The 24,359-nt window shown below is 48.1% G+C and carries 13 protein-coding genes; 10 read left to right on the top strand and 3 right to left on the bottom strand.

Annotation, left to right across the window (positions count from 1 at the left end; genetic code table 11):
- Positions 1-3 precede the first annotated feature (3 nt).
- Positions 4-1,347: a tRNA (N(6)-L-threonylcarbamoyladenosine(37)-C(2))-methylthiotransferase MtaB gene (mtaB, locus tag MHI15_RS07105; RefSeq protein ID WP_076128970.1), complete on the top strand. Its 1,344-nt coding sequence runs from the start codon at positions 4-6 to the stop codon at positions 1,345-1,347.
- A gap of 322 nt (positions 1,348-1,669) precedes the next feature.
- On the opposite strand, the gene MHI15_RS07100 is transcribed toward mtaB, so the two are convergent.
- Together MHI15_RS07100 and MHI15_RS07095 are read right to left on the bottom strand one after the other, a co-directional pair.
- Positions 1,670-1,996 carry an AzlD domain-containing protein gene (locus MHI15_RS07100; RefSeq protein ID WP_076192109.1) on the bottom strand — a complete coding sequence of 109 codons (327 nt, stop codon included), beginning with the start codon at positions 1,994-1,996 and terminating at the stop codon, positions 1,670-1,672.
- Positions 1,987-2,721, bottom strand: coding sequence for an AzlC family ABC transporter permease (locus MHI15_RS07095; RefSeq protein WP_036683898.1), 735 nt, complete (start codon positions 2,719-2,721; stop codon positions 1,987-1,989). The genes MHI15_RS07100 and MHI15_RS07095 overlap by 10 nt, the downstream gene beginning before the upstream one ends.
- Before the next feature lie 209 nt (positions 2,722-2,930).
- Here MHI15_RS07095 and MHI15_RS07090 point away from each other — a divergent pair, with 209 nt between their 5' ends.
- The 4 genes from MHI15_RS07090 to MHI15_RS07075 all read left to right on the top strand — a co-directional run bounded on the left by MHI15_RS07090 (position 2,931) and on the right by MHI15_RS07075 (position 8,483).
- A complete protein-coding gene (locus MHI15_RS07090; protein ID WP_076278796.1) occupies positions 2,931-5,156 on the top strand; it encodes an Ig-like domain-containing protein in 2,226 nt (741 codons plus the stop codon).
- Between the two features lie 151 nt (positions 5,157-5,307).
- On the top strand, positions 5,308-5,868 hold the full coding sequence (locus MHI15_RS07085; RefSeq protein WP_076128974.1) for an ECF-type riboflavin transporter substrate-binding protein: 561 nt from the start codon (positions 5,308-5,310) through the stop codon (positions 5,866-5,868).
- Positions 5,869-5,949: 81 nt separating this feature from the next.
- Positions 5,950-7,656, top strand: a complete 1,707-nt coding sequence (locus MHI15_RS07080; RefSeq protein ID WP_341164273.1) for an ABC transporter ATP-binding protein — start codon at positions 5,950-5,952, stop codon at positions 7,654-7,656.
- Positions 7,653-8,483 (top strand): energy-coupling factor transporter transmembrane component T family protein, encoded by an 831-nt coding sequence (locus tag MHI15_RS07075; protein ID WP_076128979.1) that lies wholly within the window; start codon positions 7,653-7,655, stop codon positions 8,481-8,483. The genes MHI15_RS07080 and MHI15_RS07075 overlap by 4 nt, the downstream gene beginning before the upstream one ends.
- A gap of 54 nt (positions 8,484-8,537) precedes the next feature.
- Here the strand turns inward: MHI15_RS07075 and MHI15_RS07070 are convergent, their stop codons facing one another.
- On the bottom strand, positions 8,538-9,524 hold the full coding sequence (locus MHI15_RS07070) for a Na/Pi cotransporter family protein (RefSeq protein WP_340033526.1): 987 nt from the start codon (positions 9,522-9,524) through the stop codon (positions 8,538-8,540).
- 99 nt (positions 9,525-9,623) lie between these two features.
- Here MHI15_RS07070 and MHI15_RS07065 point away from each other — a divergent pair, with 99 nt between their 5' ends.
- From MHI15_RS07065 to MHI15_RS07045, 5 genes are all read left to right on the top strand, one after another.
- Positions 9,624-11,048 carry a class I SAM-dependent rRNA methyltransferase gene (locus tag MHI15_RS07065; RefSeq protein WP_076281218.1) on the top strand — a complete coding sequence of 475 codons (1,425 nt, stop codon included), beginning with the start codon at positions 9,624-9,626 and terminating at the stop codon, positions 11,046-11,048.
- Between the two features lie 786 nt (positions 11,049-11,834).
- Entirely contained in the window at positions 11,835-15,347 is a 3,513-nt protein-coding gene (gene addB, locus MHI15_RS07060; protein WP_341164272.1) for a helicase-exonuclease AddAB subunit AddB, read from the top strand.
- Between the two features lie 2 nt (positions 15,348-15,349).
- Positions 15,350-19,393: a helicase-exonuclease AddAB subunit AddA gene (gene addA / locus MHI15_RS07055; RefSeq protein ID WP_341164516.1), complete on the top strand. Its 4,044-nt coding sequence runs from the start codon at positions 15,350-15,352 to the stop codon at positions 19,391-19,393.
- Between the two features lie 40 nt (positions 19,394-19,433).
- A complete protein-coding gene (locus MHI15_RS07050) occupies positions 19,434-20,615 on the top strand; it encodes an exonuclease SbcCD subunit D (protein WP_076136581.1) in 1,182 nt (393 codons plus the stop codon).
- A 1-nt stretch (position 20,616) separates the two neighbouring features.
- A complete protein-coding gene (locus MHI15_RS07045) occupies positions 20,617-24,033 on the top strand; it encodes an AAA family ATPase (RefSeq protein ID WP_341164271.1) in 3,417 nt (1,138 codons plus the stop codon).
- The last annotated feature ends 326 nt before the right edge of the window (positions 24,034-24,359 follow it).

Here is a 24,359-nt window from a genome sequence, read left to right as displayed (position 1 = left end):
GAGATGCCATCCGTAGCATTTTATACTTTAGGTTGTAAAGTGAATTTTTATGACACTGAAGCCATCTGGCAGCTATTCAAAAATGAAGGTTACGAGCAGGTCGATTTTGAGGGACCCGCCGATGTATATCTGATTAATACTTGTACTGTAACTAATACAGGTGACAAAAAAAGCCGTCAAATGATTCGTCGTGCCGTTCGCCGCAATCCGGAAGCTATCGTGGCGGTTACTGGCTGCTATGCGCAGACCTCTCCTGGTGAGATTCTTGATATTCCTGGTGTCGATCTTGTTATTGGTAACCAGGACCGCGATCAGATCATGACGCATGTAAAGAACATTGAAGCCTCACGTCAGCCGGTCAACGCTGTTCGTAATATTATGAAGACACGTGAATTTGAAGAGATGGATGTACCTGGCTTTGCGGATCGGACGCGTGCTTTTATGAAGATTCAGGATGGCTGCAACAACTTCTGCACATTCTGTATCATTCCATGGTCGCGTGGACTTTCCCGCAGCCGTGATCCCAAAAGTATCGTAACCCAGGCACATCAATTAGTAGAAGCAGGGTATAAGGAATTTGTTCTCACGGGTATTCATACCGGTGGTTACGGTGACGATCTTGATAATTACCGTCTAGCCGATTTGCTGTGGGATCTAGATAAGGTGGATGGACTGGAGCGGGTACGTATCAGTTCTATCGAAGCAAGCCAGATCGATGAGAAGCTGCTGGAGGTGCTGAACCGTTCCTCTAAAATGTGCCGTCATCTGCATATCCCGCTGCAAGCCGGACATAATGATGTGCTGAAAGCGATGCGCCGTAAATATACGACAGAAGAATATTACGCCAAAATGCAGCTGATCCGTCAGGCGATGCCAGATGTCGGGATTACTACGGATGTTATCGTTGGGTTCCCGGGGGAGACCGATGAAATGTTCCGTGCCGGCTACGACTTCATGAAAGCTATTAATTACTCCGAGATGCACGTATTCCCTTACTCCAAGCGGACGGGCACTCCAGCAGCGCGGATGGAGAATCAGATCGACGAAGAAATCAAAAATGTACGCGTGCAGGAATTGATTGATCTTTCGGAAGAAATGCAAATAGCTTATGCTCGCAAATTTGTAGGTCAGACATTAAGTGTTATTCCGGAAAGAGCCGCAAAAGGGGCTCCGGGGCGCAATATCCAGCATGGATTTAGCGACAACTATTTGCAGGTGTTCTTTGATGGAGAAGATTCACTCCAAGGAGAACTTTGTCAGGTGAAGATAACGGAAGCTGGCGTGAACGAATGCCGCGGTGAGTTGGTCGGGGTTAGTCAGACTGGGCTTCAGCAGGCTGTCCGTTAAGCAATAGATATTAGTAAAAGACAACAGAGCAGCCATTTTCCCGTTAGCGGGGAAGGGCTGCTCTGTTTTTAGTTATTGCTGCCTAGACCACCAATTCATAACAATCTCCTGATGCTTTCGGACCCAGCTGGCGTTATTTGCATTTTTTTTGCCTTTTATGCTTAGTTTCGGACTCCAGTGCAGCTATTCCTCAGAAAGTGGTTCTTAATAGGTGTTTTTCATGACAATAGCGACTATGGTGTCCGTTAGTGTTCCAAAAGTGGGATAATGCTGCGAATAAGGTCAGCTGTGTCCGATAGTGACTTCAACGCGTAGAAGTGGATCAAAAAAACATCCGTAGGATCATGATTGAAACAATCCCCGCCAGTACAGTGCCTAGCAAGCTCCGGGTTTTTATCGCAACCAAAAAAGTAGGCAATGCCGCAAAAAGCTCAATGTTATTAGCTAAAGACGAAAATTTCCCATCATTCAAAAATATCTCCTGACCTATTAATGCTGCCATAACAGAGATAGGAACATAGTTTAACCAGCGCATTCCCCATTCTGGCAATTCAAACCGGCTAAGGATCATGAGCGGAGCCACCCTGGGAATAAAGGTCACAAAAGCTGCTCCTAGAATGATCAGAAAGACATCCCATCTTACTTCCATTTTTCAAACACCATCCCTATCGTTGAAGCAATGACTGTAGCGATAATCACTCCAACACTGCTGGAGAATAGGAAGGAGCTTCCTACTGCTATGATCACGGCAAGGATTGCGACAACCAAATCTAGTTTGATTTTATTACGGTCAATCATGGAAATTACAAGAATGCCAATAAACATCGCAGGTAAGGCAAACTGTAAACCGAATTGATCAGGGTCTGAGATCCACTGAGCTAAAAAAGCTCCCGCTACATTCGCAAGAAACCAATTTAAATAAGCGGTGAGATTTAGACCGTGCATCCATTTTTCACTGATTTGCTGCTTATTCAAAGCTTGATTGATGGCAACTCCAAAGGTCTCATCAGTCAATAAAGAACCAACCAGCATATTTCTCAGTGGGGAAAGATGGCGGAAATAAGGTGAAAGAGCTGCACTAAGCAAAATATGGCGAAGATTCACGATAAATATCGTAATAATAATGGCCGCAGGCGAGCTGCTAACAGCTATCATTCCAGCAGCTATAAACTGAGCTGAGCCCGCGTAAAGAATCAAGCTGATTAAGGCAATCTCAGCAATGCTGAGCCCGGCTGTCTTTTGAACAACACCTGCTGCAAGTCCGATGCTTAAGTAGCCTAGTAGTGTGGGAATACAATCTTTTACCCCTTTAAGGAAGCTATCTTCCTGTTTAGGAGACGGGATTGCTTCTAGTTGGACGTTCTCTGCACTCATCGTAGCCCCCTTGTTTCAAGAAAGAATTTAGTAGTTAGCATATTACTTCCTAATATTTTGATCAACCTTTACCGTATTATCTAGTCTGAAAGTCCCGAATTTCGCTTTATAGAGCCAGGGGGTAAACACTTAGGGTACAATTGTCGATATAAGTAAAAGAGTGTGGGGATAAACCACCGAACGACATTATAGCCTAAGGGAGAGAACAAATGACTGTGTACAGGAAAATGACGAAAATGCTCCTCATCATGATATTGTTAGCTACTGCGGTTTTTCCGGTAAGTGTCTTTGCAGCGACCGGTGATATCAACTCGATTGAATTCGAAAGCTCCGCTAAAGTAGAGCTTACGGTTGGACAAACGCCAAAGCAACTTAAGGTATATGCGAATGTGGAAGGGTCCTCATCTAAAAAAGATGTGACAGGTGCAGTTGTATGGAATTCTTCTAACACAAACGCTGTAAAGGTAGTAAATGGCCTATTGACTCCGATTGACAGTGGAAAAGCTATTATTACAGCGACTTATAATCATGCACTTGCTACCATTGAAGTTGAGGTAGCCCATCCTGTTAAAGAACTGAAGCTCGAATATAGTTCTGAAGGGAACTACAAATTGGGTGATGATGAGGATAAACTGCTGGTCAAAGCCAATGCGATTGGTGGAGAAACAGCGACTTCTGCTAAGGATGTAACGGCTGATACTACTTGGAGCAGCTCCAACACAAGCGTGTTGACCATTGCAGAAGGTAAGATCACTTTGGCTGGTGAAGGTACAGCAACGATCACTGCCAAATACAAGACCTTAACAGCAACCTTTAAGGCTGTAGTGAAATTGCCTTATTCTGAAATTGAGCTTAAACATGACGACAAAATCGTTAAAGAACTAGAGATGCTAGTCGGAGATGCACCTTTGAAGTTGGTTGCAGAGACTAAAGAAACTACAAAATCCAGCGCAAATGATATTTCAGAGAAAGCAGAATGGTCCTCTTCTAGTGCTAGTGTAGCTACAGTAGACAAAGGCGAGATCAAAGTGTTGTCTGCTGGTAAAGCTGTAATTACAGTATCCTATCTAGGGATTACACAAACAGTAGACGTATATGTACGTGCTCCTTATGAAGCGCTACTACTTACTCCTACAGGAGATCAATTCCTGTTTATGGGCGAAACCCTGAACGTTAAAGCTGAGGTTCGCGATGCTGCGAATTCTACTCCGAACATTTCAGGCAGCGCAGTATGGACTTCGGATAACCAATTGGCGGCAACCGTTACGCCTGGTAGCGATACTGCGGCAGTGACTGCTAAAGCAGTGGGAACTTCGGTTATTAAAGCAGAGTACAGAGGAATTAATAAAAGCTTTAAGCTGACAGTGTATCCTACGATCACAGAACTGGCAGCCGACAAGACGGAATTGGAGCTTTACACAGATGACACCGTAAGCCTTCCAAAAGTAAATGGTACAAAGCTTGACGGAACAAAGCTAGATCTTAGTAGTGATATTGAGTGGACCTCTGCGGATGATGAGATTGCCACCATTAAAGACGGCAAGATTGTAGCTGAATCGGCAGGTATTGTGAAGGTTATCGGTAAAATAAAATCAGAAAACCCAACGACTTCAAAAACTGCTGTAAGAGAAAAAAGTGTTGAAGTAAAGGTTACAGTGAAAGATAAAGTCCTTGTCTTGCTTGGACCAGAAGAAAACCTGGTGATTGTTACTGGTGAAGAGAAGGCTGTTCCTGAAGTAAAAGCTGTGATGGAAAACGGCAGTGAACTTGATGCTACTGCAACTATGGAATGGGAGCTTACCGGTACGAATGCGATTATCAAGACAACAACTTCCGGTAAGGTAATCAAAGGACTGGTGAAGGGTTCTGCTACTTTAAAGGGAACTTACGCTAATAAAACCATCAGTATCCCAGTTACCATTGAACAAAAGGTTACTAAGCTAGTTGTAGAACCTACTGCTATCGAAATGAACATTAAAGGCTCTAAAGCGATAAAGGTAACGGCTTATTATTCTAATGGTAAGACAGGGAATGTCTCCAGCAGTATGAATTGGGAGTCCTCAAACGAGGCGGTTGCTACGGTTAAAGCTACAACCGTTAAAGCAGTAACAGAAGGTACTGCTACGTTGACAGGATCTTACCAAGGGATTGCTGCTAGTGTCAAAATTACTGTAGTTCCTAAATTAACAAAGCTGACCGTTAATGAGAGCAGACTGAAAATGGCTCCGGGAGCCGTTCAGAATGTAGTTGTGACTGCACAGTATGATACTGGTAAGACTGCTGTTGTTACTGGAAGTGCGGTATGGACTAGCTCCAAGCCTTCTGTAGCGAGAGTATCTGCAAGTGGTCAGATTGTAGCTGTGAGTAAAGGAACGACATCCATTAAAGGAAAGCTAGGCGGCAAAACAGTTACAGTATCAGTGACAGTGAAGTAATAGAGAATAGGATCTGAATTATCAACTATGAATCTGCAAAGCCAACATTATGTTGCTTTGCAGATTTTTTTATTTAGATTCTATAGTAATTCCGACTATTCCGATGTATAATCACTTAAAACATAATAGATGCGTTGGGGGAGATGAAAACATGGCAAAACAAAAGGTGTTGTCGATCAAGACGATTGTAGCGATTGGTATTGGTTCTGCTTTATTCGTTATATTGGGGAGATTCGGCTCGATTCCTTCGGGTATTCCAAACACTAACATCGAGACTACATACGCATTACTGGCATTGTTCTCCCTATTGTACGGCCCGTTTGCCGGATTATTTATAGGCCTGATCGGGCATACCCTGAAGGATACGATATCTTATGGATCGCCATGGTTCAGTTGGGTCATATCATCAGGAATTGTAGGGCTGGTTATTGGCTTGTTAGTAGCTAGAATCGCTATTCATGACGGGGAATTCGGACGGAAGGAAATAATACGCTTTAATTTGGCTCAGATTGCAGCGAATGCTGTAGCTTGGTTCCTTGTAGCCCCAGTGTTGGATATTCTGATCTATGCAGAACCCGCTAATAAAGTATTTACGCAAGGACTGACCGCAGGTGCATTAAATATAGCTTCGGTGGCAGTGATCGGATCTTTACTAGCCATTGCGTATGCTAAGACAAGAACGAAACAGGGCAGCTTGACTAGAGAAGCTTGAGTGGAATACATATCCAAGCTAAAAAGCCGGTGGAAATCACCGGCTTTTTTCTCTTCACATTAACCCAGAGGAAGGTCTCAGATGAAAAAAGTAATGATTGAATTTAAGGATTTCAGCTTTCAATATCGGGCCCAGCAGGAACCCACACTACAGGGGATTAACTTAACGATTGTTGAAGGGGAGAAGGTGCTTATCGTGGGACCCTCAGGTTCTGGGAAAAGTACACTGGCTCATTGCATTAATGGTCTCATCCCTTTTGCTTACAGAGGGGAAATATCAGGTTCATTACGGGTTATAGGCCAGGAGCAGAAGGATCTGAGTATCGCAGAGCTGTCCAATCAGGTAGGTACCGTATTGCAGGACCCGGATGGACAATTTGTAGGATTAACGGTTGGTGAGGATATCGCCTTCAGTCTAGAGAACCATGTGGTTCAGCAGACAGAAATGAAGAGCAAAGTGGCGGCTGCCGCAAGAGCGGTGGATATCCACGACTTTCTGGCCTCTTCTCCTCAGGAGTTATCGGGTGGACAAAAGCAAAAAACGTCCTTGGCAGGTGTTCTGGTAGGTGATGTGGACATCCTGCTCTTTGATGAACCGCTGGCAAGCTTAGATCCTTATACAGGTACAAAAGCGATTGAGCTTATTGATCGAGTGCATAAAGAGACAGGTAAAACCGTTATTATGATCGAGCATCGTCTTGAAGAGGTGCTGCATCGGGCGGTGGATCGTATTATTGTGATCCATGAAGGACGTATTGCGGCGGATATGCCGGCTGCAGAACTGTTGAGCACAACGTTGCTTTCAGAAGTTGGCATTCGGGAACCTCTCTATTTAACGGCTTTGAAGTATGCCGGATGTTCGATTACAGCAAATATGAATCCGCAGCATGTGAACGATATTCAGTTGGAGGCGTGTTCTAATAAACTTAAGATCTGGTATGAGTGCAATCAGTCACGCCAGGATAAGCTGGAGAACCCACCCATCCTTGAGCTAAGAGATATTTCTTTTGGATACGAAAAAAATCAGCAGGTGCTGGATAATCTCAATCTCTGTATTCATAAAGGAGAGATGGTCTGTATAGCGGGGCGAAATGGGGCTGGGAAATCTACAGTTTCTAAGCTCATTTGTGGCTTCTATAAGCCTTCTTCCGGATCGATACGGATGCATGGGCGTGATATTGCTCAGGACACGATTAAGGAGCGGGCAGAGCGGATTGGTTTTGTTATGCAAAATCCCAATCATATGATTTCTAAGACACTTTTATATGATGAGGTTGCCCTAGGACTAAGACTCCGAGATTGCCCTGAGGAGCTCGTTCGTGAACGCGTCCATCAAGTCTTGAAGGTGTGCGGACTTTATTTTTTTCGCAGCTGGCCGATCTCGGCGCTCAGTTACGGCCAGAAGAAACGGGTCACGATTGCCGCCATTCTGGTACTGGAGCCGGAAGTGATCATTTTGGATGAACCGACTGCTGCTCAGGATTACAGGCATTATAACGAAATGATGGAGTTTCTCTTGACGCTGCGGGGGCAGGGGATGACGGTCATTATGATTACGCATGATATGCACTTGATGCTGGAATATGCCGATAGAGCTATAGTGTTAGCTGATGGCGTGAAGCTTGCGGATGATAGCCCTGAGCGAATATTAACGAATACTGATGTGGTGAAAAAAGCGAACTTGAAAGAAACCTCGCTTTTTGCCCTAGCTATAAAAGCTGGATTGAAACAACCGGAGGAGTTCGTAAGAAGGTTCATTGCGTATGATAGGAGGAGCCGAGGCGGATGAAGGCTAAAATGTTAACTTTTACGAAGCAGGATTCACCTATTCACCGTCTTACCGGCGCTACGAAGTTGATTTTATTTGTAGTGTGGTCTGTGACGGGGATGATTACATATGATACAAGATGTCTAATTGTGATGCTGTTATTTAGTTTGCTTGCCTTTAGAATTTCCAAAGTTCAATTTCAGGATTATGCTTTCGTATTATATTTCATCTTGATTTTCTTTTTGCTTAATCATATAGCTATCTTTATCTTTTCTCCTTTGGAGGGCGTACGTGTTTACGGGACACGTCATGATATTATGCATATTGCAGGCCGGTATACGGTAACTTGGGAGCAGCTATTTTATCAATTCAATATTGCCCTGAAATATGCGGTGGTCATTCCTATGGCATTATTATTTCTTCTAACGACCAATCCCAGTGAATTTGCAGCATCCTTAAATAGAGTTGGAGTGAACTATAAAATTGCATATTCTGTATCGCTGGCACTGCGGTACATTCCGGATATTCAACGAGATTATGAGAATATATCGTTCTCTGCTCAAGCAAGGGGAATAGATATTTCTAGAAAAGAAAAGCTGCCTAAGCGGCTAAAAAATATCATTTCGATTCTGATGCCCCTAATTCTGACTAGTATCGAGCGGATTGAAAATATCAGTACCGCTATGGAGCTGCGCGGCTTTGGCACTGAGACCAAACGAACTTGGTATAGCCGTCGCCCGTTCACGAGAGACGATTATTTTGCATTGGCTTTGTTTGCGCTGATTGGAATTTTCTCGACGGTGATCACTTTTTACGACGGTTCGCGGTTTTATAATATTTTCGATTGAAGTATAATAGTACAGTTGTGGAAAACTGGGATTATAATAAACGGCACCTTTTTGTTAAGACTGAAGACGTTTCTCCAGTTTTGACCATATAGGCAGGTAGCATAATGGCAGTGCTAGAAGTGAGCAGACTACGTTGAAAATGGTCTGGGCGTGGGCGATTTGTGAAGCAGGGCCTCCACCAATCCATGCAGCACTTGCTTGTAGCAGCCCGATCATGGGCAAGAATAATAGTGCACCACCTACATTAAGCGCAACATGGGACCAAGCGACGAAGACGCCGGATGGCGTGCCGCCGATGGAAGCGATGACCGCTGTAACACAGGTGCCCACGTTGGCGCCCAGCACAATGGCTATACCTAGCTCAGGCGGCATGGCACCCGAGGCGGCAATGCTCATAGCCATAGCTATGACAGCAGCGCTGCTATGGAGCATGGCTGTTAGGCACGCTCCAGCGGCGAGCCCCCATAAGGCACTAGTAGCGGCATGGTTTAGGAACCAGAGGAATAAGCCACTTTCCTGAAGTATTCCGCCGATAGACTGCATGACAGCGATGCCCCATAGGACGAGGGCGAAGCCTGATACAGCCAGACTGATAAATTGCAGCGGCGGGGATATTTTGTGGCAGAGCTCTGCCACTCGTGATGTAGGCGGCAGTTCGCCTGCAATAACTGCCGCTGCCCACAGACTGAGCGAGGCTGCCAGCAAGGGCATGGCCATGGTATTGATCTGAAGTCCGATCAATTCTGTAGTTAATGTGGTGCCGATGTTGCTGCCCAGGATAATGCCAAGTGTGCGGGCATAGGTAAGCAGGCCGGCATTGACCATGCCGATAGTCAACACCGTTACAGCAGTACTGCTCTGGAGTAAGGCGGACAACAGGCTGCTGGCAATCATTCCTTTAATAGGGGTTGAGGTAGCTCTATTTAGGCTTGTAGTTAATAGAGGGCCTGCTAGCTTGGACAACGCCGTTTCCATCAGCTTCATGCCGGCTAGAAAGATAACAAGACCATATATGATAGGGAACAGCAAATCACTGAACATAGGGCATACTCCTTTGGACGAGGGTTGTACACCAATATATGAATGTATTGCATGGGACATGTATAAAAACATTTTTAGAAAAACAGGGAGTTGAAGTCATTGCCATCGGTTATTTTAGAACGCAATCGCAAAAAAAGACTGGAACAGGGCCATCCGTGGGTCTATGCAGGTGAAGTCGCATCGGTAGAAGGAAATCCGGAAGCGGGGGGATTAGTAGATGTCCTTAATCATCAGGGCCGATTTTTGGCCGTAGGATATTACAATCCAGCGTCACAAATTCGGGTAAGAATTGTATCGCAGGGACCCCTTGCGATCATGGATACAGCCTTTTTTGCAGAACGGTTTGCGAATTGTCTGCAACACAGAAACCGGTTCCTTCCGGGTGCGGATGCTTATCGCTTGGTTTATGGTGAAGCGGACTTTTTGCCGGGGCTTATTGTAGATCGATTCGGAGATATTTTGGTTGTGCAGCTGCTTACCCTCGGAATGGACAAGCGGCGTGCAGAAATCGTCGAAGCATTGGTGCAGGTTATGGCACCGCGCGGAATCTATGAGCGCAGTGATGTTAGTGTGCGCGAGCTTGAAGGTATGGAGCAGACAACGGGTGTGCTGTACGGGGAATGTCCAAGGCATGTAACCGTGAGCGAGAATGGCCTGAAGCTGGTCGTTGATATTGAAGAGGGCCAGAAGACAGGTTACTTCTTTGACCAACGTGAGAATAGAGCTTCCATTGCTCCGCTCATGAAAGGCTGGGGAGGACGAAGCGGCATTACGCTACAGGAAATTGAAACTGAGGATGGTTCACTACAGACCTTACCAGTTAATAAGAGCGGCAAACATGTAACGTTCCCTTATTGGGACGGTGCGACAGTGCTGGAATGCTTCTCGCATACGGGCAGCTTCACGCTGCATGCCTGCAAGTATGGCGCGAAAAAAGTAACCTGCCTTGACGTTTCAGCACACGCCATTGAGAGTGCCAAAGTGAATGTGGAGCTGAACGGCTTTAGCGATCGTGTTGAATTCGTAGTGGATGATGCTTTTGCATATCTACGGAATCAGGTTAAAGGACTAGAGGAACGTTCTGAACGGGCGACAGTTGCCAGTGGAACAGATACGGCAGCAGCTGCTACAAATCCTAAATCCGGAGGCAAAACAGCCAAAACCGACACATCCAAGCCGATGACGGCAGGTGGAGGAAGAACTTGGGATGTAGTCATCTTGGACCCTCCGGCGTTTGCCAAAACCAAAAGTGCAGTAGCTGGCGCTTGCCGTGGTTACAAGGATATCAATCTGCACGGGATGAAGCTGGTGAACGAAGGCGGCTATTTGGTTACCGCAAGCTGTTCTTACCATATGCAGCCAGATCTGTTCCTCGAAACGATTGCCGATGCAGCTAAAGATGCTGGCAAGGTGTTGAGACTTGTAGAATGGCGGGCCGCAGGCAAAGACCATCCACAAATACTTGGCGTTAACGAAGGACACTATCTGAAGTTTGCGATTTTTGAAGTGCGGAGTAAAAAATAAGCCTGAAGGTCAAAAAGGTTTACAGTGCCAAGTAACAAATAAGATAAAAGGGCTGGTCGTAGGGTGGCCGTGAGTCGACTGTAAGGCAAGGAGTTGCCAACGGACTCAGATGACTCTATTTAGTGTAAACAGCCCATTATTGAATTCTTACGGACCCTAAAGGCGCTATTGCCCCAATAACACCCGTAATGCAGCACATTTTCGAAGAATAGCGTCAGTGGGGTCCGAAAAGTTGCCATAACAGCACTGAATCCACGAATAACGGCTCCTGGGTCCCTAAGTAATTAATGAAACAAGCCTAGCCGAAATGTTGAGTGTTAAATTCGGAATACTAAATAGTAAACAACGAATGATGCTTATTGAATTATGATATGCGGAATGCGGATTACAAAACGATCGGCGTAGAGTGCTAATGTTGAGTGCGGGGTGTTGAGTATTGAACGCTGAACGCTGAACGCTGAACGCCAACAGTCTAACATTGACCCTACGCTCCGACATTGGCAGCTCCTATCTAACGTTGCACAACTGGCATTAAAAACAAACTAAACACTCTAAAAAGCAAGCCGCCAAAATCCGGAGGTTTGCTTTTTTTATTTGTACTCATAGCTGTTTATCCTTTGTAAAACATTAGAAAATACTAGCAAACACATGTTCCGATTAGTGTGGTTATGATATACTGAGGGGACGAGGAATCACTGAACTTTTTTAATTGGAGTGTAATCAATGGGTGGATATTTCACCCTGTATTCTATATATTTTCTCCGCTACGGAAGGAGTCTATCATTTATGCCGGTAACCTTTTTACTAGGCCGCTCGGGCAGTGGCAAGACAACAAAAATATGGGAATCTATCTCTTCTTCCTTAGAAAAGGAACCGCTTGGTGCGCCGATTATTATTCTTGTGCCAGAGCAAGGTTCTTTTGGAGCAGAACGGGGGCTTCTGACCGTAGGGAATGTGAAGGGAAGCCTTCGGGCGCAGACACTGAGTTTTTCGCGGCTTGCCTATCGTGTGAAGCAGGAAACTGGTGGCAGTGCAAGTCTGCCAATCAGTGAAGAAGGTAAGAAAATGTTAATTTACAAAATCATCAGTCGCCGCAAAGAGGAACTGAAATTATTCGGTGCCTCAGCAGACAGACCGGGTTTTGTGGAACGTCTGAACCAACTGCACACGGAGATGAAACGTTGCTGTTTGGGTTCCACTGATTTAGAGGAACAGCTGTCCGCTATGCGAGGAGCTATTGCAAGAAGTCCTATTCTTGAGGGTAAGCTGGATGATTTGCAGCTGGTATTTAGCGATTTAGAGAAGGAAATGTCCCGTCTTTATATCGATGAAGAGGATCGTTTAGCAGAACTGGCTGAGCATATTCCAGATTCCTCCTACATTCGCGGGGCAGAGATTTGGGTAGATGGGTTCCATGGATTTACTCCGCAGGAATTCGTAGTGCTTCGAGAATTGATGCAGCAAGCTTCGAAGCTGACGGTTTCGCTTACAATTGATCGTCCTTACCCCTATGGAGATCAGTTGAATGAGCTTGAATTGTTTCACCCAACTGCGGTTACTTACATTAAACTGCGTGGAATTGCTGAAGAGCTGGGCATTGATGTATGGGACGAGCTGCTGGAGCCAATGGTTCTTCCACGTTTTGAAGAAAGTCCAGTACTTGCTCACCTTGAACGGGGATATGATCGCCGGAAGGCTTGGATAGATGCGGATGAACTGGCAAGAGAGGCTATATCCATAGGCGCCGCAGTTTCGCACAGAGCAGAGGTTGAGGGAGCCCTGCGCGAAATGACTAGACTGGCGCGGGATGAAGGTGCAAAATATGGCGAAATGGCCGTATTGATGCGCAATATTGGCGATTACGAGCAGCTGGTTCAGCCGTTGTTCCAAGATTATGGAGTGCCATTTTTTCTGGACCAGAAGGTGAATGAGCTGCATCATCCGCTAGTGGAGTTTATACGTTCCGCGTTGGATGTAGTGCGTCGTCGCTGGCGTTACGAGGATGTATTCCGTTGTGTAAAGACGGAGCTTCTGCTTCCGCTAGACGATAGTATTACGCGTGAGGATATGGATGCTTTAGAAAACTATGTGCTGGCTTGTGGGATTCAGGGGTACCGCTGGACAGATGGCCGCTCCTGGAAAGGTATTCCTAGCTTGTCGCTGGAGGGCGGCAGACAGATGGATGATAAACTGCTTGCTACTATGGAACGATGCCGTGCTAGTATAACAGGTCCATTATTTGCTTTTGAGAAACGAATCCAGAAAAGCCGAAGCGGCCTTGAACTATGTACGGCAATGTACAAGCTGCTTGAAGAGACGGATGTTGCACGAAAGCTAGAGAAACTCAGTGTTAAGTCTATGGAGAAGGGCCAACCCGAGAAGGCTAGGGAACATAGCCAGTTGTGGGGTGCGGTACTTGATCTGTTAGATCAGATAGTAGAAATGATGGGCAATGAAAGACTTGAGTTTGAAGTGTTCACTGGAGTTCTAGAGACAGGTCTTGCTGAACTTAAAATGGGACTAGTTCCGCCCGCACTGGATCAAGTATTGGTCGGCAATATGGATCGGACTCGCCCAACGGGGGTTAAATACGCTTTTTTGCTTGGATTTAATGAAGGTGTTGTGCCTGCGCAGTTTAAGGAAGATGGAATTCTCTCGGAAGGTGAACGCTCCGTACTAGAGAATGCTGGAATGGAGCTTGCTCCCGGCGCTTCTCGTAAACTGCTGGACGAGCGGTTTCTGATCTATAATGCACTAACGACAGGAAGCCGAAAGCTCTGGATTAGCTACGCTACAGCGGATGATGAGGGCAAAGCTCTCCTTCCCTCTGAGGTTATCCGGCATTTGCATAGAATGTTCCCAAGGGTTCAAGAGCACAGCTTGTCAGCACTTCCCCCTTCGGGACTACCTATAGAAGTCGAAAATCCTATCCATCTCGGTTTCATTGGTCAACCAGAACAGAGTCTTCGCGCATTGATTATGCAGCTGCGGCAGTGGCGCCAAGGAACAGAAATTCCGGAGCTATGGTGGGATGTGTATAACTGGTTTACTAAGAACGAAGATCGTAAATTTCAACTGGAACGTTTGCTAAGTTCACTGTTCTATCGTAATGAGGGAACGAAGCTAAAGCGTGGCACAAGCCTCAGATTGTATGGTGGCTCAACACTGCGGGGCAGTGTGTCCCGGATGGAGAAATTTGTTGCGTGCTCATTTTCCCATTTTGCGTCCTACGGACTAAGACTGAAAGAGCGCCAGTTATATAAGCTGCAAGCACCTGATATTGGACAGCTGTTCCATGCTGCGCTAAGTGATATGGCGATAAGACTGAAACAAGAGGGACGGGGCTGGGGCAGCTTATCTCCGGATGAATGTCGGCGTGAGGCCAGTGAGACAGTAGAACGGCTATCTCCGATGTTGCAGGGTGAAATTCTAATGAGCTCCAAACGTTACGGGTACATCTCCCGTAAGCTTAAGAATATTGTTGGACGTGCTTCTGTGATTCTGGGCGAGCACGCCCGCCGGGGCAGCTTTGAGCCAGTAGGGCTGGAGCTGGATTTTGGACCGGATAAGGAGTTGCCGCCTTTAAGAATTACGCTGCCGAATGGCTGTGTGATGGAGGTCGTTGGCCGGATTGACCGTGTAGACATGGCTCGTGGAGAGAACGGAATTCTTCTGCGGGTAATTGATTATAAATCGAGTCAAAAGGATCTCAAGCTGCATGAGGTGTATTATGGATTGTCGCTGCAAATGCTGACTTATTTGGATGTGCTGCTGACATATTCGGAGCAATGGCTGGGGCAGCCGGCACTTCCAGCAGGCACACTTTATTTCCATGTGCATGATCCGTTGTTAACTTCATCCAACGGGATGAACAAGGAACAGGCTGAGCAAGAGTTGTTGAAACGCTTCAAGATGAAAGGACTGCTTACAGCTGATCGTGAGGTTGTCTCCCTCATGGATACCACTTTAGACAAAGGGTATTCTTCTATCGTGCCTGTAGCAGTAAAAGCTGACGGCAGCTTTTATAGCAGTGCTTCAGTAGCTACACCAGAGCAGTGGAGCCATCTATTATCCTCCGTTAGAGGGACGATCTCGGATATCGGGACACGGATTACAGAGGGTGATGTGGCGATTGAGCCGTACCGAATTGGGCAGGAGACCGCCTGTACATTCTGTTCCTTTAGACCTGTCTGCCAGTTCGATGAAGCTGTGGAAGGCAACAGCTATAACAATCTGGGTAAGCCAGGGAAGGACGTTATATGGGATCTGCTGTCCCGCAAAGGAGGAACTACACCTTGAGTATGAAGGCTGAAATAGAAGCGAAACCGGAAGGAAGTATATGGAGTGATGACCAGTGGCGCGCCATTGCGGAGAGCGGTGATGACATCCTCGTTGCTGCGGCAGCAGGTTCCGGCAAGACGGCGGTGCTGGTAGAACGGATTATTCGAAAGATCAGTAAGGAAGAGAACGGCTTCAGTGTAGACAGGCTACTAGTAGCCACGTTTACCAAAGCTGCGGCTGCCGAAATGCGGCAGCGGATCAGGGAAGCCCTTGATCGGGAGCTGGAGGAGAACGGGGAGAACAACCATTTGCGCCGTCAGCTATCCCTGCTGGGCAAAGCTTCGATTACAACGTTGCACTCCTTCTGTCTGGAAGTGATCCGGCGTTATTATCAAATGATTCCGATTGATCCGGGTTTCCGCATATTAAATGAGCATGAAGCGGAGATGATGCGGCAGGAGCTGCTCGAAGAGTTGCTGGAGGAAAAGTACGGTGAGGTAGGTGCGGATGGCGAGGATAGCATATTTGTGCAGCTCGCTGATTGGTTCAGTGGTGAACGCAGTGATGATGCAGTGCATGCGCTCATACAGCGATTGCATGATTACGCCCGCAGCCATCCTTGGCCAGCGCAATGGCTCCGTGATACTGCAGCTGATTTCTCATTGCCAGACACCGAAAGTCTGGGTGGAACGCCATGGGTGCTGAGCATTCTTGAAGAAGCGAAGCTGACACTTGCGGGTGCAGCCAGTCAGCTGATGCAAGGCCGGGAGATTGCACTACAACCGGGTGGTCCGGCACCCTATGCTGAGAATTTAACCACTGATCTTGAGATGGTAAATGCACTGCAGGATGCCGTAAACGAACGACCTTGGGCAGAATTATATGATATTTTTATGGAAGTATATTTTGGAAAATTAAAGGCTTGTAAGAAGGATTCGACAGATCCTGGACTGCAGGAGATGGTGAAGGAACTGCGCGACAGTGTGAAGAAGAGTATTTTAGATCTTCAGAAAGCATTGTTTGGCCGTCCGCCTGAGGTTTTTTTGAAAGAGCTGAACGAAGCGGCTCCACTGATGGCAGAGCTTGCAGAGACAGTGATAGCATTCGGTGAACGTTATAGAATTGAAAAAGCAGGAAGAGGTCTAGTCGACTTCAGTGATTTGGAGCATTATTGTCTGCAAATTCTACGCCATCCGGACTCTACGCCCGGTCATTCCCTGCCTTCTGATGCAGCTATGGAATACCGTGCTCAATTCGATGAGGTTCTGCTGGATGAGTATCAGGATACGAATAGTGTGCAAGAGGAGATTGTGCGGCTAATATCCCGTGAAACACCCGGTAACCGGTTTATGGTCGGAGATATGAAGCAAAGTATCTATCGATTCCGTCTGGCGGAGCCGGGGCTATTCCTGGATAAATACCGCAGCTTTGGCTCACACCCAATCGATGATCCATCTGAAATTACTAATGAATCGTCTAGCGGTTCGGTTATCGATCTGGCCCGTAATTTTCGCAGTCGCATGGAGGTTGTGAATGCCGTTAATATGATCTTCCGGCAGATTATGAATGAGACGGTAGCGGAGATTAATTATGACGAACGCGCTGAGCTTGTTTACGGAGCGAATTTCCCAGGTGCAGCAGAGAAGGGTCCCGATACCTTTTTTGCACCGGAGTTATTATTGATAGATCGTGGTTCAACAGCAGGGAAGTCAGAAGAGACTTCTGAAGACGGTGAGGCGCCACTTCAGGAGAGTGAAGCTATTGAGAGCGAGACGGCGCAGCTGGAAGCACGGGCAATTGCCCGGCGTATTTCACAAATGACGGGGATGACCGGTGGATCGCCGCTGCTTATCTACGATAAAGGACTCAAGATTATGCGCCCGGTTATTTACGGTGATATCGTAATCCTGCTTCGCTCGGCAAGAATCTGGACCCCTCTGATCATCGAAGAGCTTCGGATGGAAGGAATCCCTGCTTATGGTGATCTGAATAAAGGTTATTTTGAAGCTACAGAAGTGGAAATTGCACTTTCCCTCTTAAAAATAGTTGATAATCCTCAGCAGGATATTCCGCTGGCTGGCGTACTTCGTTCACCTGTGGTCGGATTAACGGAAGAAGAATTGGCTACGGTGCGTATGTGTAGTCAGGGTCCTTATTTTCAAGCAGTACAGATGGCGGTGGAGATGCAAGATGAAAAAGAGGCTGAAGAAGAGTATGACCTCTTCTCGGCTCATGTGATTGAATCCGCAAGCACCGTCGAAAATAATGTTTTACCTGATAAAGATCTGCCGCAGATCAGTCCAGAACTGAAGCGCAAGCTTAGACATTTCCTAGAACAGCTGGAAAGCTGGAGAAATGCGGCTAGACAAGGTAGTCTCAGTGAGCTGATCTGGCGTATCTATGGGGAGAGCGGCTATCTGGAATGGGTTGGAGGACTGCCTGGAGGCTCGCAGCGCCAGAACAATCTTAAGGCTTTGTATGATCGGGCTGTGCAATTTGAGAATGACACCGCAGCGCGTGGATTGTTCCGTTTTCTGGTGTTCATTTCACGGCTTCGTGAGAACGGCGGAGATCTGGGTGTAGCTGGCGGTGGCGGTGAAGAAGGCAATGGCGTCAGAATCATGACCATCCATAAATCCAAAGGGCTGGAGTTCCCTGTTGTTTTTGTAGCCGGGATGGCAAAACAGTTCAATCGACAAGATTTGCATTCGCCATTTCTTATGCACAAAGAGCTTGGCTTTGGGCCGCGTTTTGTGGAACGGGAAACGCGAGTTAGCTACCCAACACTTCCTTATCTGGCTATTAACCGGCGTACACGGCTTGAATTATTAGCGGAGGAGATGCGTGTATTATATGTAGCGTTAACTCGTCCGAGAGATAAAATGATTCTAGTAGGCACTGTAAGAGATTTGCCGCGCAAAATCGCTAGCTGGAGCAGCGTACAGAACCGGGATGAGCTGCTGCTTGCAGATCATCTGCTGGCCCGAGGGCGCAGCTATTTGGACTGGGTTGGACCGGCATTGATCCGGCACCCTGCGGCGGCGATTCTTCGTAAGCTGGGCGGTTCAGAAGGTACCGTCTCCACGGTGCTGCACAACGATGTCTCCAACTGGAGCATCAGTGTGCAAAATGCTTCCGAACTTAATTCTGGGGCGTTCCTGCCAACGGATCAGAATGAGGAGAAGGTAGAGGAACGGCAAGCTGTACTCGAAGCACTGCATAAGGGTGAAGCTGTAAATATATATGGAACAGAGACTAGCGATGAAATTGCTAGAAGACTGGAATGGAATTACCCGTATGCGGCAGCCTCAGGTATTCCGGCTAAAACTTCTGTTACGGAGTTAAAAGCGTTGTTGTCGTTGCAGGAGCAGCCCTCTTTTGATCTGCTGGAAGAAGGCAATTCTACAACCTCAATAGAAAACGATAAACGTCCAAGTGTTGCAGGTGCGGACAGTCTTCATTTGCGGCGTCCGAAATTTATGGAAAAACGCAGTCTAACCCCAGCGGAACGCGGGACAGCATACCATACAGTCATGCAGCATATTCCGCTGGAGGGCTCGGTTGATCCTATGGTTGTGGAAGAAACCTTAGCCCGACTTCAGAGAGTGGCTATTCTAACTGCTGAGCAGGTGGAGGCTGTAGCTCCCGATCAGATAGAAGCTTTTTATACTAATGAACTGGGACGTAGATTAATAGCTTCTTCTTGGAAGCTTAGAGAAATGCCGTTCAGTTATATGGTTCCCGCAGGTGAGGCTTATCGAGGGCTCGATTATATGAATGAAGCCGTCTCGGAGCTTTCCCCTGAGAACAATAAGGAAGGCTTTAGTGAGGCTGTGCTAATTCAAGGGGTCATTGACTGCCTGTTCCGTGAAGAGGACCGGATTATTCTGCTAGACTATAAGACGGACTCTGTATTAGAACATCAGGGCGGCTTAGAGGCACTTAAGGAAAAATATCGTTTTCAGCTAGAGTTATACAGCAAGGCATTACATGATATTTTGGGAGAACCGATCAGCGAGATTTGGCTGTACTTTTTTGACGGCGATCATGCTGTGAAATTATAAATTATTCATTGCCGCATAGGAGCGGGGAAAGAGGACGAAGATGCGGATATTGCATACGGGGGATTGGCACTTGGGCCGTACGCTGGAGGGAAGAAGCCGCCAGAAGGAGCAAGAGCAGTTCATAGATGAATTGGTGGAGATCGCTGATTTTCATAAGGTGGATTTGATTATGATGGCGGGAGATGTGTACGATTCCGTTAATCCGCCAGCGGCTTCGGAGCAATTATTCTATGAGGCTGCTGCCAGGCTGACTTCAGGGGGCAGGCCCCTTGTGGTGATTGCCGGCAATCATGACCAACCGGAGCGCGTATCTTCAGTCTCCCCGCTTGTATTAAGGCAGGGGATTACCTTGGTAGGACTTCCAACCTCAGAGCCAGTGACAGTTCATGCTGCGCGGACAGGTGAGATTGCCAAAATCGCAGCCCTTCCCTATCCCTCTGAGGCACGTCTCGGTGAGTTGCTTGCTGGGGACAGCGGGGAAGAGGAGCTTCGACTAGCTTACAGCGCACGGGTAGGCAAACTTATGCAACTGTTGGGACGGGAATTTACGCCACAAACCGTGAATTTGGCGATGAGCCATATTTATGTGCTTGGAGGTGTAGAGAGTGATTCGGAACGCCCGATTCAGGTGGGCGGGGCTTACACTGTAGACCCTTCTGCTTTATCCTGTGGAGCGCAATATACTGCACTAGGCCATCTTCATCGCGCTCAGCGTGTAAAAGGGGAAGGGATGATCCGTTATAGCGGATCCCCGCTGGCATATAGCTTTTCGGAAGCAGGACAAGCCAAGTCGGTGACGCTGATTGATGTTGCGCCGGGCGGTGAGCCGACCTTCGAAGAAATCTATCTTCGCTGTGGGCGTCCACTTGTAAGATGGAGCTCTACGGGGGGATTGCAAGAGGTATATAACTGGTTGGATGAAGGTAGAGATGCTTCCGCTTTTATAGATTTGGAGATTCGGCTCAGTGAAGCTATGTCGATGAATGATATTCAGCGCCTGCGTAAATCACGTGAGGGGATCATTCATATTCGTCCGATTTATCCGCAAATGGAGCTGGAGCTCGAACAGATTTCCCGTTCACGTATGCCTGTACAAGAATTGTTCCGTAAATTCTATCAGCGCCAGACGGGCGGGGCGGAGCCGGAGGATCGTTTGATTGAGCTGTTCTTACAGCTAACCGAAGAAGAACGGCAGCAGCCGGAGGAAGGAGAGGAGAACTAAGGTGAAGCCTATTTTATTAAAAGTTGCAGGATTGCAGAGTTATAGAGAAATGCAGGAAATAGATTTTGAAAGTCTGTGTGAGACCGGGCTGTTTGGGATTTTTGGACCTACGGGCAGCGGCAAGTCCAGTTTGCTGGATGCTATTACTTTGGCGATGTACGGCAAAGTGGAGCGCGCCGTTAATGGAACACAGGGGATTATGAATCACTCTGAGGATTCACTCAGCGTGGCGTTTACCTTTGAGCTCACTTCTTCCGCTGGGGCACATCGTTATCGCGTTGAACGTAAGTTCAAGCGGACAGGTGAGCAAACAGTCAGTAACACCATTAGCCGTTTCATTGAAGTTACACCTGACGGGGATAACGTTATGGCGGATAAACTCGCAGATGTTACACGTTGTGTGGAAGAGCATATTGGGCTCAAGATGGATGACTTCACGCGAGCAGTTGTATTGCCGCAGGGGAAATTCGCCGAATTCTTATCGCTTCGGGGCGTAGACCGCCGGCAAATGCTGCAGCGCCTGTTCCATTTGGAACAGTATGGCGATCAGCTTGCGTTGAAGCTTAGCCGACGGGTGAAGGAGAATGAGGCTGCGCTCCGCGCGCTCGAAGCGGAGCAGCAGGGGCTTGGCAGCGCAGGCAAAGAGGATGTAAAGGCAGCGGCGGAGCGCCTCGAACAAGCAGCCCAGCATGCTGCGGAATGCCGCCGCAAGCTGGAGGCGGCGCTGCAGGTCGCGGAGCGTTTCACGCGCATTCGCGAGCTGCAAAAGGAACGGACCCGCCGCGAATTGCAGCGGCAGGGACTGCTCTCCAAGGAGGAGGAGATTCTCCTCCTTGAACGGAAGCTCGGCCAAGCTGACGAGGCCGAGGCTAGGCTTCCCGCGCTGAAAGCATGGCGAAGCGCGGAAGATGCCTTCAAGAGCCGATTGACCCGCGCGGAGGGTCAAGAGGTGCTGGCCGCCGCTGCTGAGCAGGAGGCGGCGCGTGCCGCTGCGGCCGCGGCTGCTGCGCAGGCCGCGCTTGCGGCGGAAGAGCCGGCCCTCCGGCAGGGGGCCGACACCTACCGCCGCGCGCTCGAGCTCGAGTCCGAGCTCGGCGCCCTGCGGCGCGAACTCGCGGCTCTGCGCGAGCGCCGCGAAGAGGCCTCCCGCAAGCTGGCGGAGCTGCGGGAGGGCATGGCCCGGGAGCGTGAGCTTTTGGCCAAGGGCCAAAAGCGCCAGCAAGAGCTGCAGCAGAGCTTGCAGCCGCTCGGTGTCCGCTCCCAGGAGCGGCAGTCTCTGCAAGAAGCGATGCAGAGACTGCAAGGGCTGCACTCCGCTGAATCCCAGTGGGATAAGGCGGAGAAGGAGCGCCGCGAGCGTGCCACTGCACTCGCGGCTGCGCAGGCGCGCCTCGCGGAGGCCGAGGGCCGTCGCGGGCAGCAGGAAGCTTCTCGCGGGCAGCTGATCCGCGAGGCGGCGCTGCATCAAGAGAAGCTGCTGGCGACAGAAGAAGCTGCGTGCACCGCAGCAGAAAGTCTGGAGCAACATATCAGTTCTTTGGAAGCGGCCCTCAAGGGGCATGAGTTGCACAGACTCTCGCTTGGATTGGCTAAAGAATTGGAAGCAGGACAACCTTGCCCTGTATGTGGCAGCGAACACCACCCGGCCCCTGCTGTATTGCAGGATAACGTAGAGCAACAGGAACTGGAGTTAAAGCTTCAACAGGCTCGGGTGTTGTCCAGACGTGCTTTGGAAGCACGCCATATGTTCCGTGGTCTGCGGGAGCAGGACCTGGTTTGGCTGGAGCAAGTGTTTGGTGATGGAGCTTTTGATACGGTAAATCATCCTGCAGCGGCAGGCTCAGAAGTCAGCACTACTGAGGTTTCCTCTACCGATATGTCCATCCCAGATGAAAAGGCTTTGGCAGAACTTGATGCTGCATTTTTAGCATTAAAAAGCCAGTCTGGAGAACTGCGCCGTACAGCGATACAGTGGCAGCAATCAATGCAGGAAGTTCAGCAGCTATGCCTCAAAGAAGCAGCGGGTGCCGAAGGTGAGCGAAGCTGGGTAGAAGGCCTAACCGCCAAAGCCGAGGAACTGAGTGGCCAACTAACCGCTTTGCGGCAGAACTGGGTACAGCAGTTCCCTGATTTGGCACCGGAAGAGGTAGAAAAAGCTTATCGTGAGCTGTTAGCCAAGGATGCTCAAGCTGAGGAAATTAGATCCCGACTGGAAATCAGTGTCAAGTTTCTGGATGAGAAAAGCGCTTCGGTGCAGAATCTTCAGGAGACCATCACCGGACTCGATAAAGAGCTTACTCAGTGGAATACACAGATGGAAGGCAAAGAAGAATTGCAGCGTGAAAAAGAACGGCGTCTTTTAGAGTGGACTAATGGCCGCGCTGCTGCCCCTCTTCTAGCAGAGTGTGAGCGTCGTCTGCAGGAATTGTTAGCAGCTGTGGAGACCAGCCAACGATTACATCTCACGGCAGCGGAAAAAGCGCAGCATGAGATCAAGGAGGCAGCGATTACCCGCCAGGCTGCAGAATCTGCTCGAGAGCATTATGTGACTTCAAGCCATCTGTGGGAGCAAAGCTTAACCTCTTCACCTTTTAGTTCCGCCGCTGAGGTTGAAGGAGCAGCTCTCGCACCTGAAGAGCGGGAAATTTCTTCTTCTCGGGTACGTGCTCATCGTGCTGAAGAAGCTGAAGTTTCATTGCAGCTGCGCAATATTGAAGAGAAGCTTGACGGAGCCAGCTTAAGTGAAGAGGAGTGGCAAGTTAGCCAGGAGAGCTTAAGCGTGTGTAAGTCAGAGGATGAAATGTCGCTGCAAGCAAGAGCGCGCGCAGAGCGAGATCTGGAGGATCTGCGGCATCGGCATATTCGCTGGATGGAGCTCGAAGCCCAGCGGCTAGAACATGCTTCTCTACAGGATCATTTGTCCAAATTGCAGACGGTTTTACGTGGAAATGCTTTTGTTGAGTATATTGCGGAGGAACAATTGATGCAGGTATGCCAGTCTGCTTCCCAGCGGCTTCGTTTCCTGAGCAAACAGCGTTATGCGCTGGAGGTTGATTCGGGTGGTGGCTTTGTAATTCGTGATGATGGAAACGGTGGTGTAAGAAGACCGGTCTCCACGCTTTCCGGCGGAGAGACGTTCTTAACTTCCTTGTCACTTGCACTTGCTCTTTCGGCACAGATTCAGCTGCGGGGACAGTATCCATTGCAATTTTTCTTTTTGGACGAAGGCTTTGGTACGCTGGATCCGGAATTGCTCGATACGGTAATTACCTCACTGGAAAGACTGCATAACGACCAACTGTCTGTCGGCATTATCAGCCATGTTCCAGAGCTTCGGGCACGACTGCCACGCAAGCTGGTAGTAGTACCTGCTGAACAGGGTGGAGGGGGATCTCGGATCCTTTTGGAAAAAATGTGAAGATCTATAATGTGTGTGATTCTTATCACAGATACAGTATCAACGCGCTGTTATAATACAGCTAAGCCGACATTACTTTAGAAACACCTCGGCGGACGTATGGCAGGGAATGAACTCCTTTTCATACGTCCGCCGCCGAATCAGCTTTATAAGCTGTGAAGGGTGTTTCTCTTTTTTTTGTCTTTTTTAGGCCTAACGGTGTTGATATTTTTATTTAATGGTTCATTCTGTAACAGATACAGTTTAGGGCAGATTATGCTGAGTTTGCTTGCTGCTTTCGTAATTGATGATTATCCTGTATGATTATCTTATGATGAAGTGGAATT

It is taken from the genome of Paenibacillus sp. FSL H7-0918 (genome assembly GCF_038007025.1).
Lineage (GTDB): Bacteria > Bacillota > Bacilli > Paenibacillales > Paenibacillaceae > Paenibacillus_AQ > Paenibacillus_AQ odorifer.
The sequence above is the reverse complement of the archived record's forward strand: the minus strand, read 5'-3'. Positions and strand labels throughout refer to the sequence as shown.

Bases quoted from the DNA above. Each gene is read 5' to 3' on its own strand.
- MHI15_RS07080 (WP_341164273.1), top strand. From the start codon at position 5,950: ATGAAAAAAGTAATGATTGAATTTAAGGATTTCAGCTTTCAATATCGG.
- addA (WP_341164516.1), top strand. From the start codon at position 15,350: ATGAAGGCTGAAATAGAAGCGAAACCGGAAGGAAGTATATGGAGTGAT.
- MHI15_RS07095 (WP_036683898.1), bottom strand. From the start codon at position 2,721: ATGAGTGCAGAGAACGTCCAACTAGAAGCAATCCCGTCTCCTAAACAG.
- MHI15_RS07050 (WP_076136581.1), top strand. From the start codon at position 19,434: ATGCGGATATTGCATACGGGGGATTGGCACTTGGGCCGTACGCTGGAG.
- MHI15_RS07075 (WP_076128979.1), top strand. From the start codon at position 7,653: ATGAAGGCTAAAATGTTAACTTTTACGAAGCAGGATTCACCTATTCAC.
- MHI15_RS07100 (WP_076192109.1), bottom strand. From the start codon at position 1,996: ATGGAAGTAAGATGGGATGTCTTTCTGATCATTCTAGGAGCAGCTTTT.
- addB (WP_341164272.1), top strand. From the start codon at position 11,835: ATGCCGGTAACCTTTTTACTAGGCCGCTCGGGCAGTGGCAAGACAACA.
- mtaB (WP_076128970.1), top strand. From the start codon at position 4: ATGCCATCCGTAGCATTTTATACTTTAGGTTGTAAAGTGAATTTTTAT.
- MHI15_RS07085 (WP_076128974.1), top strand. From the start codon at position 5,308: ATGGCAAAACAAAAGGTGTTGTCGATCAAGACGATTGTAGCGATTGGT.
- MHI15_RS07090 (WP_076278796.1), top strand. From the start codon at position 2,931: ATGACTGTGTACAGGAAAATGACGAAAATGCTCCTCATCATGATATTG.
- MHI15_RS07070 (WP_340033526.1), bottom strand. From the start codon at position 9,524: ATGTTCAGTGATTTGCTGTTCCCTATCATATATGGTCTTGTTATCTTT.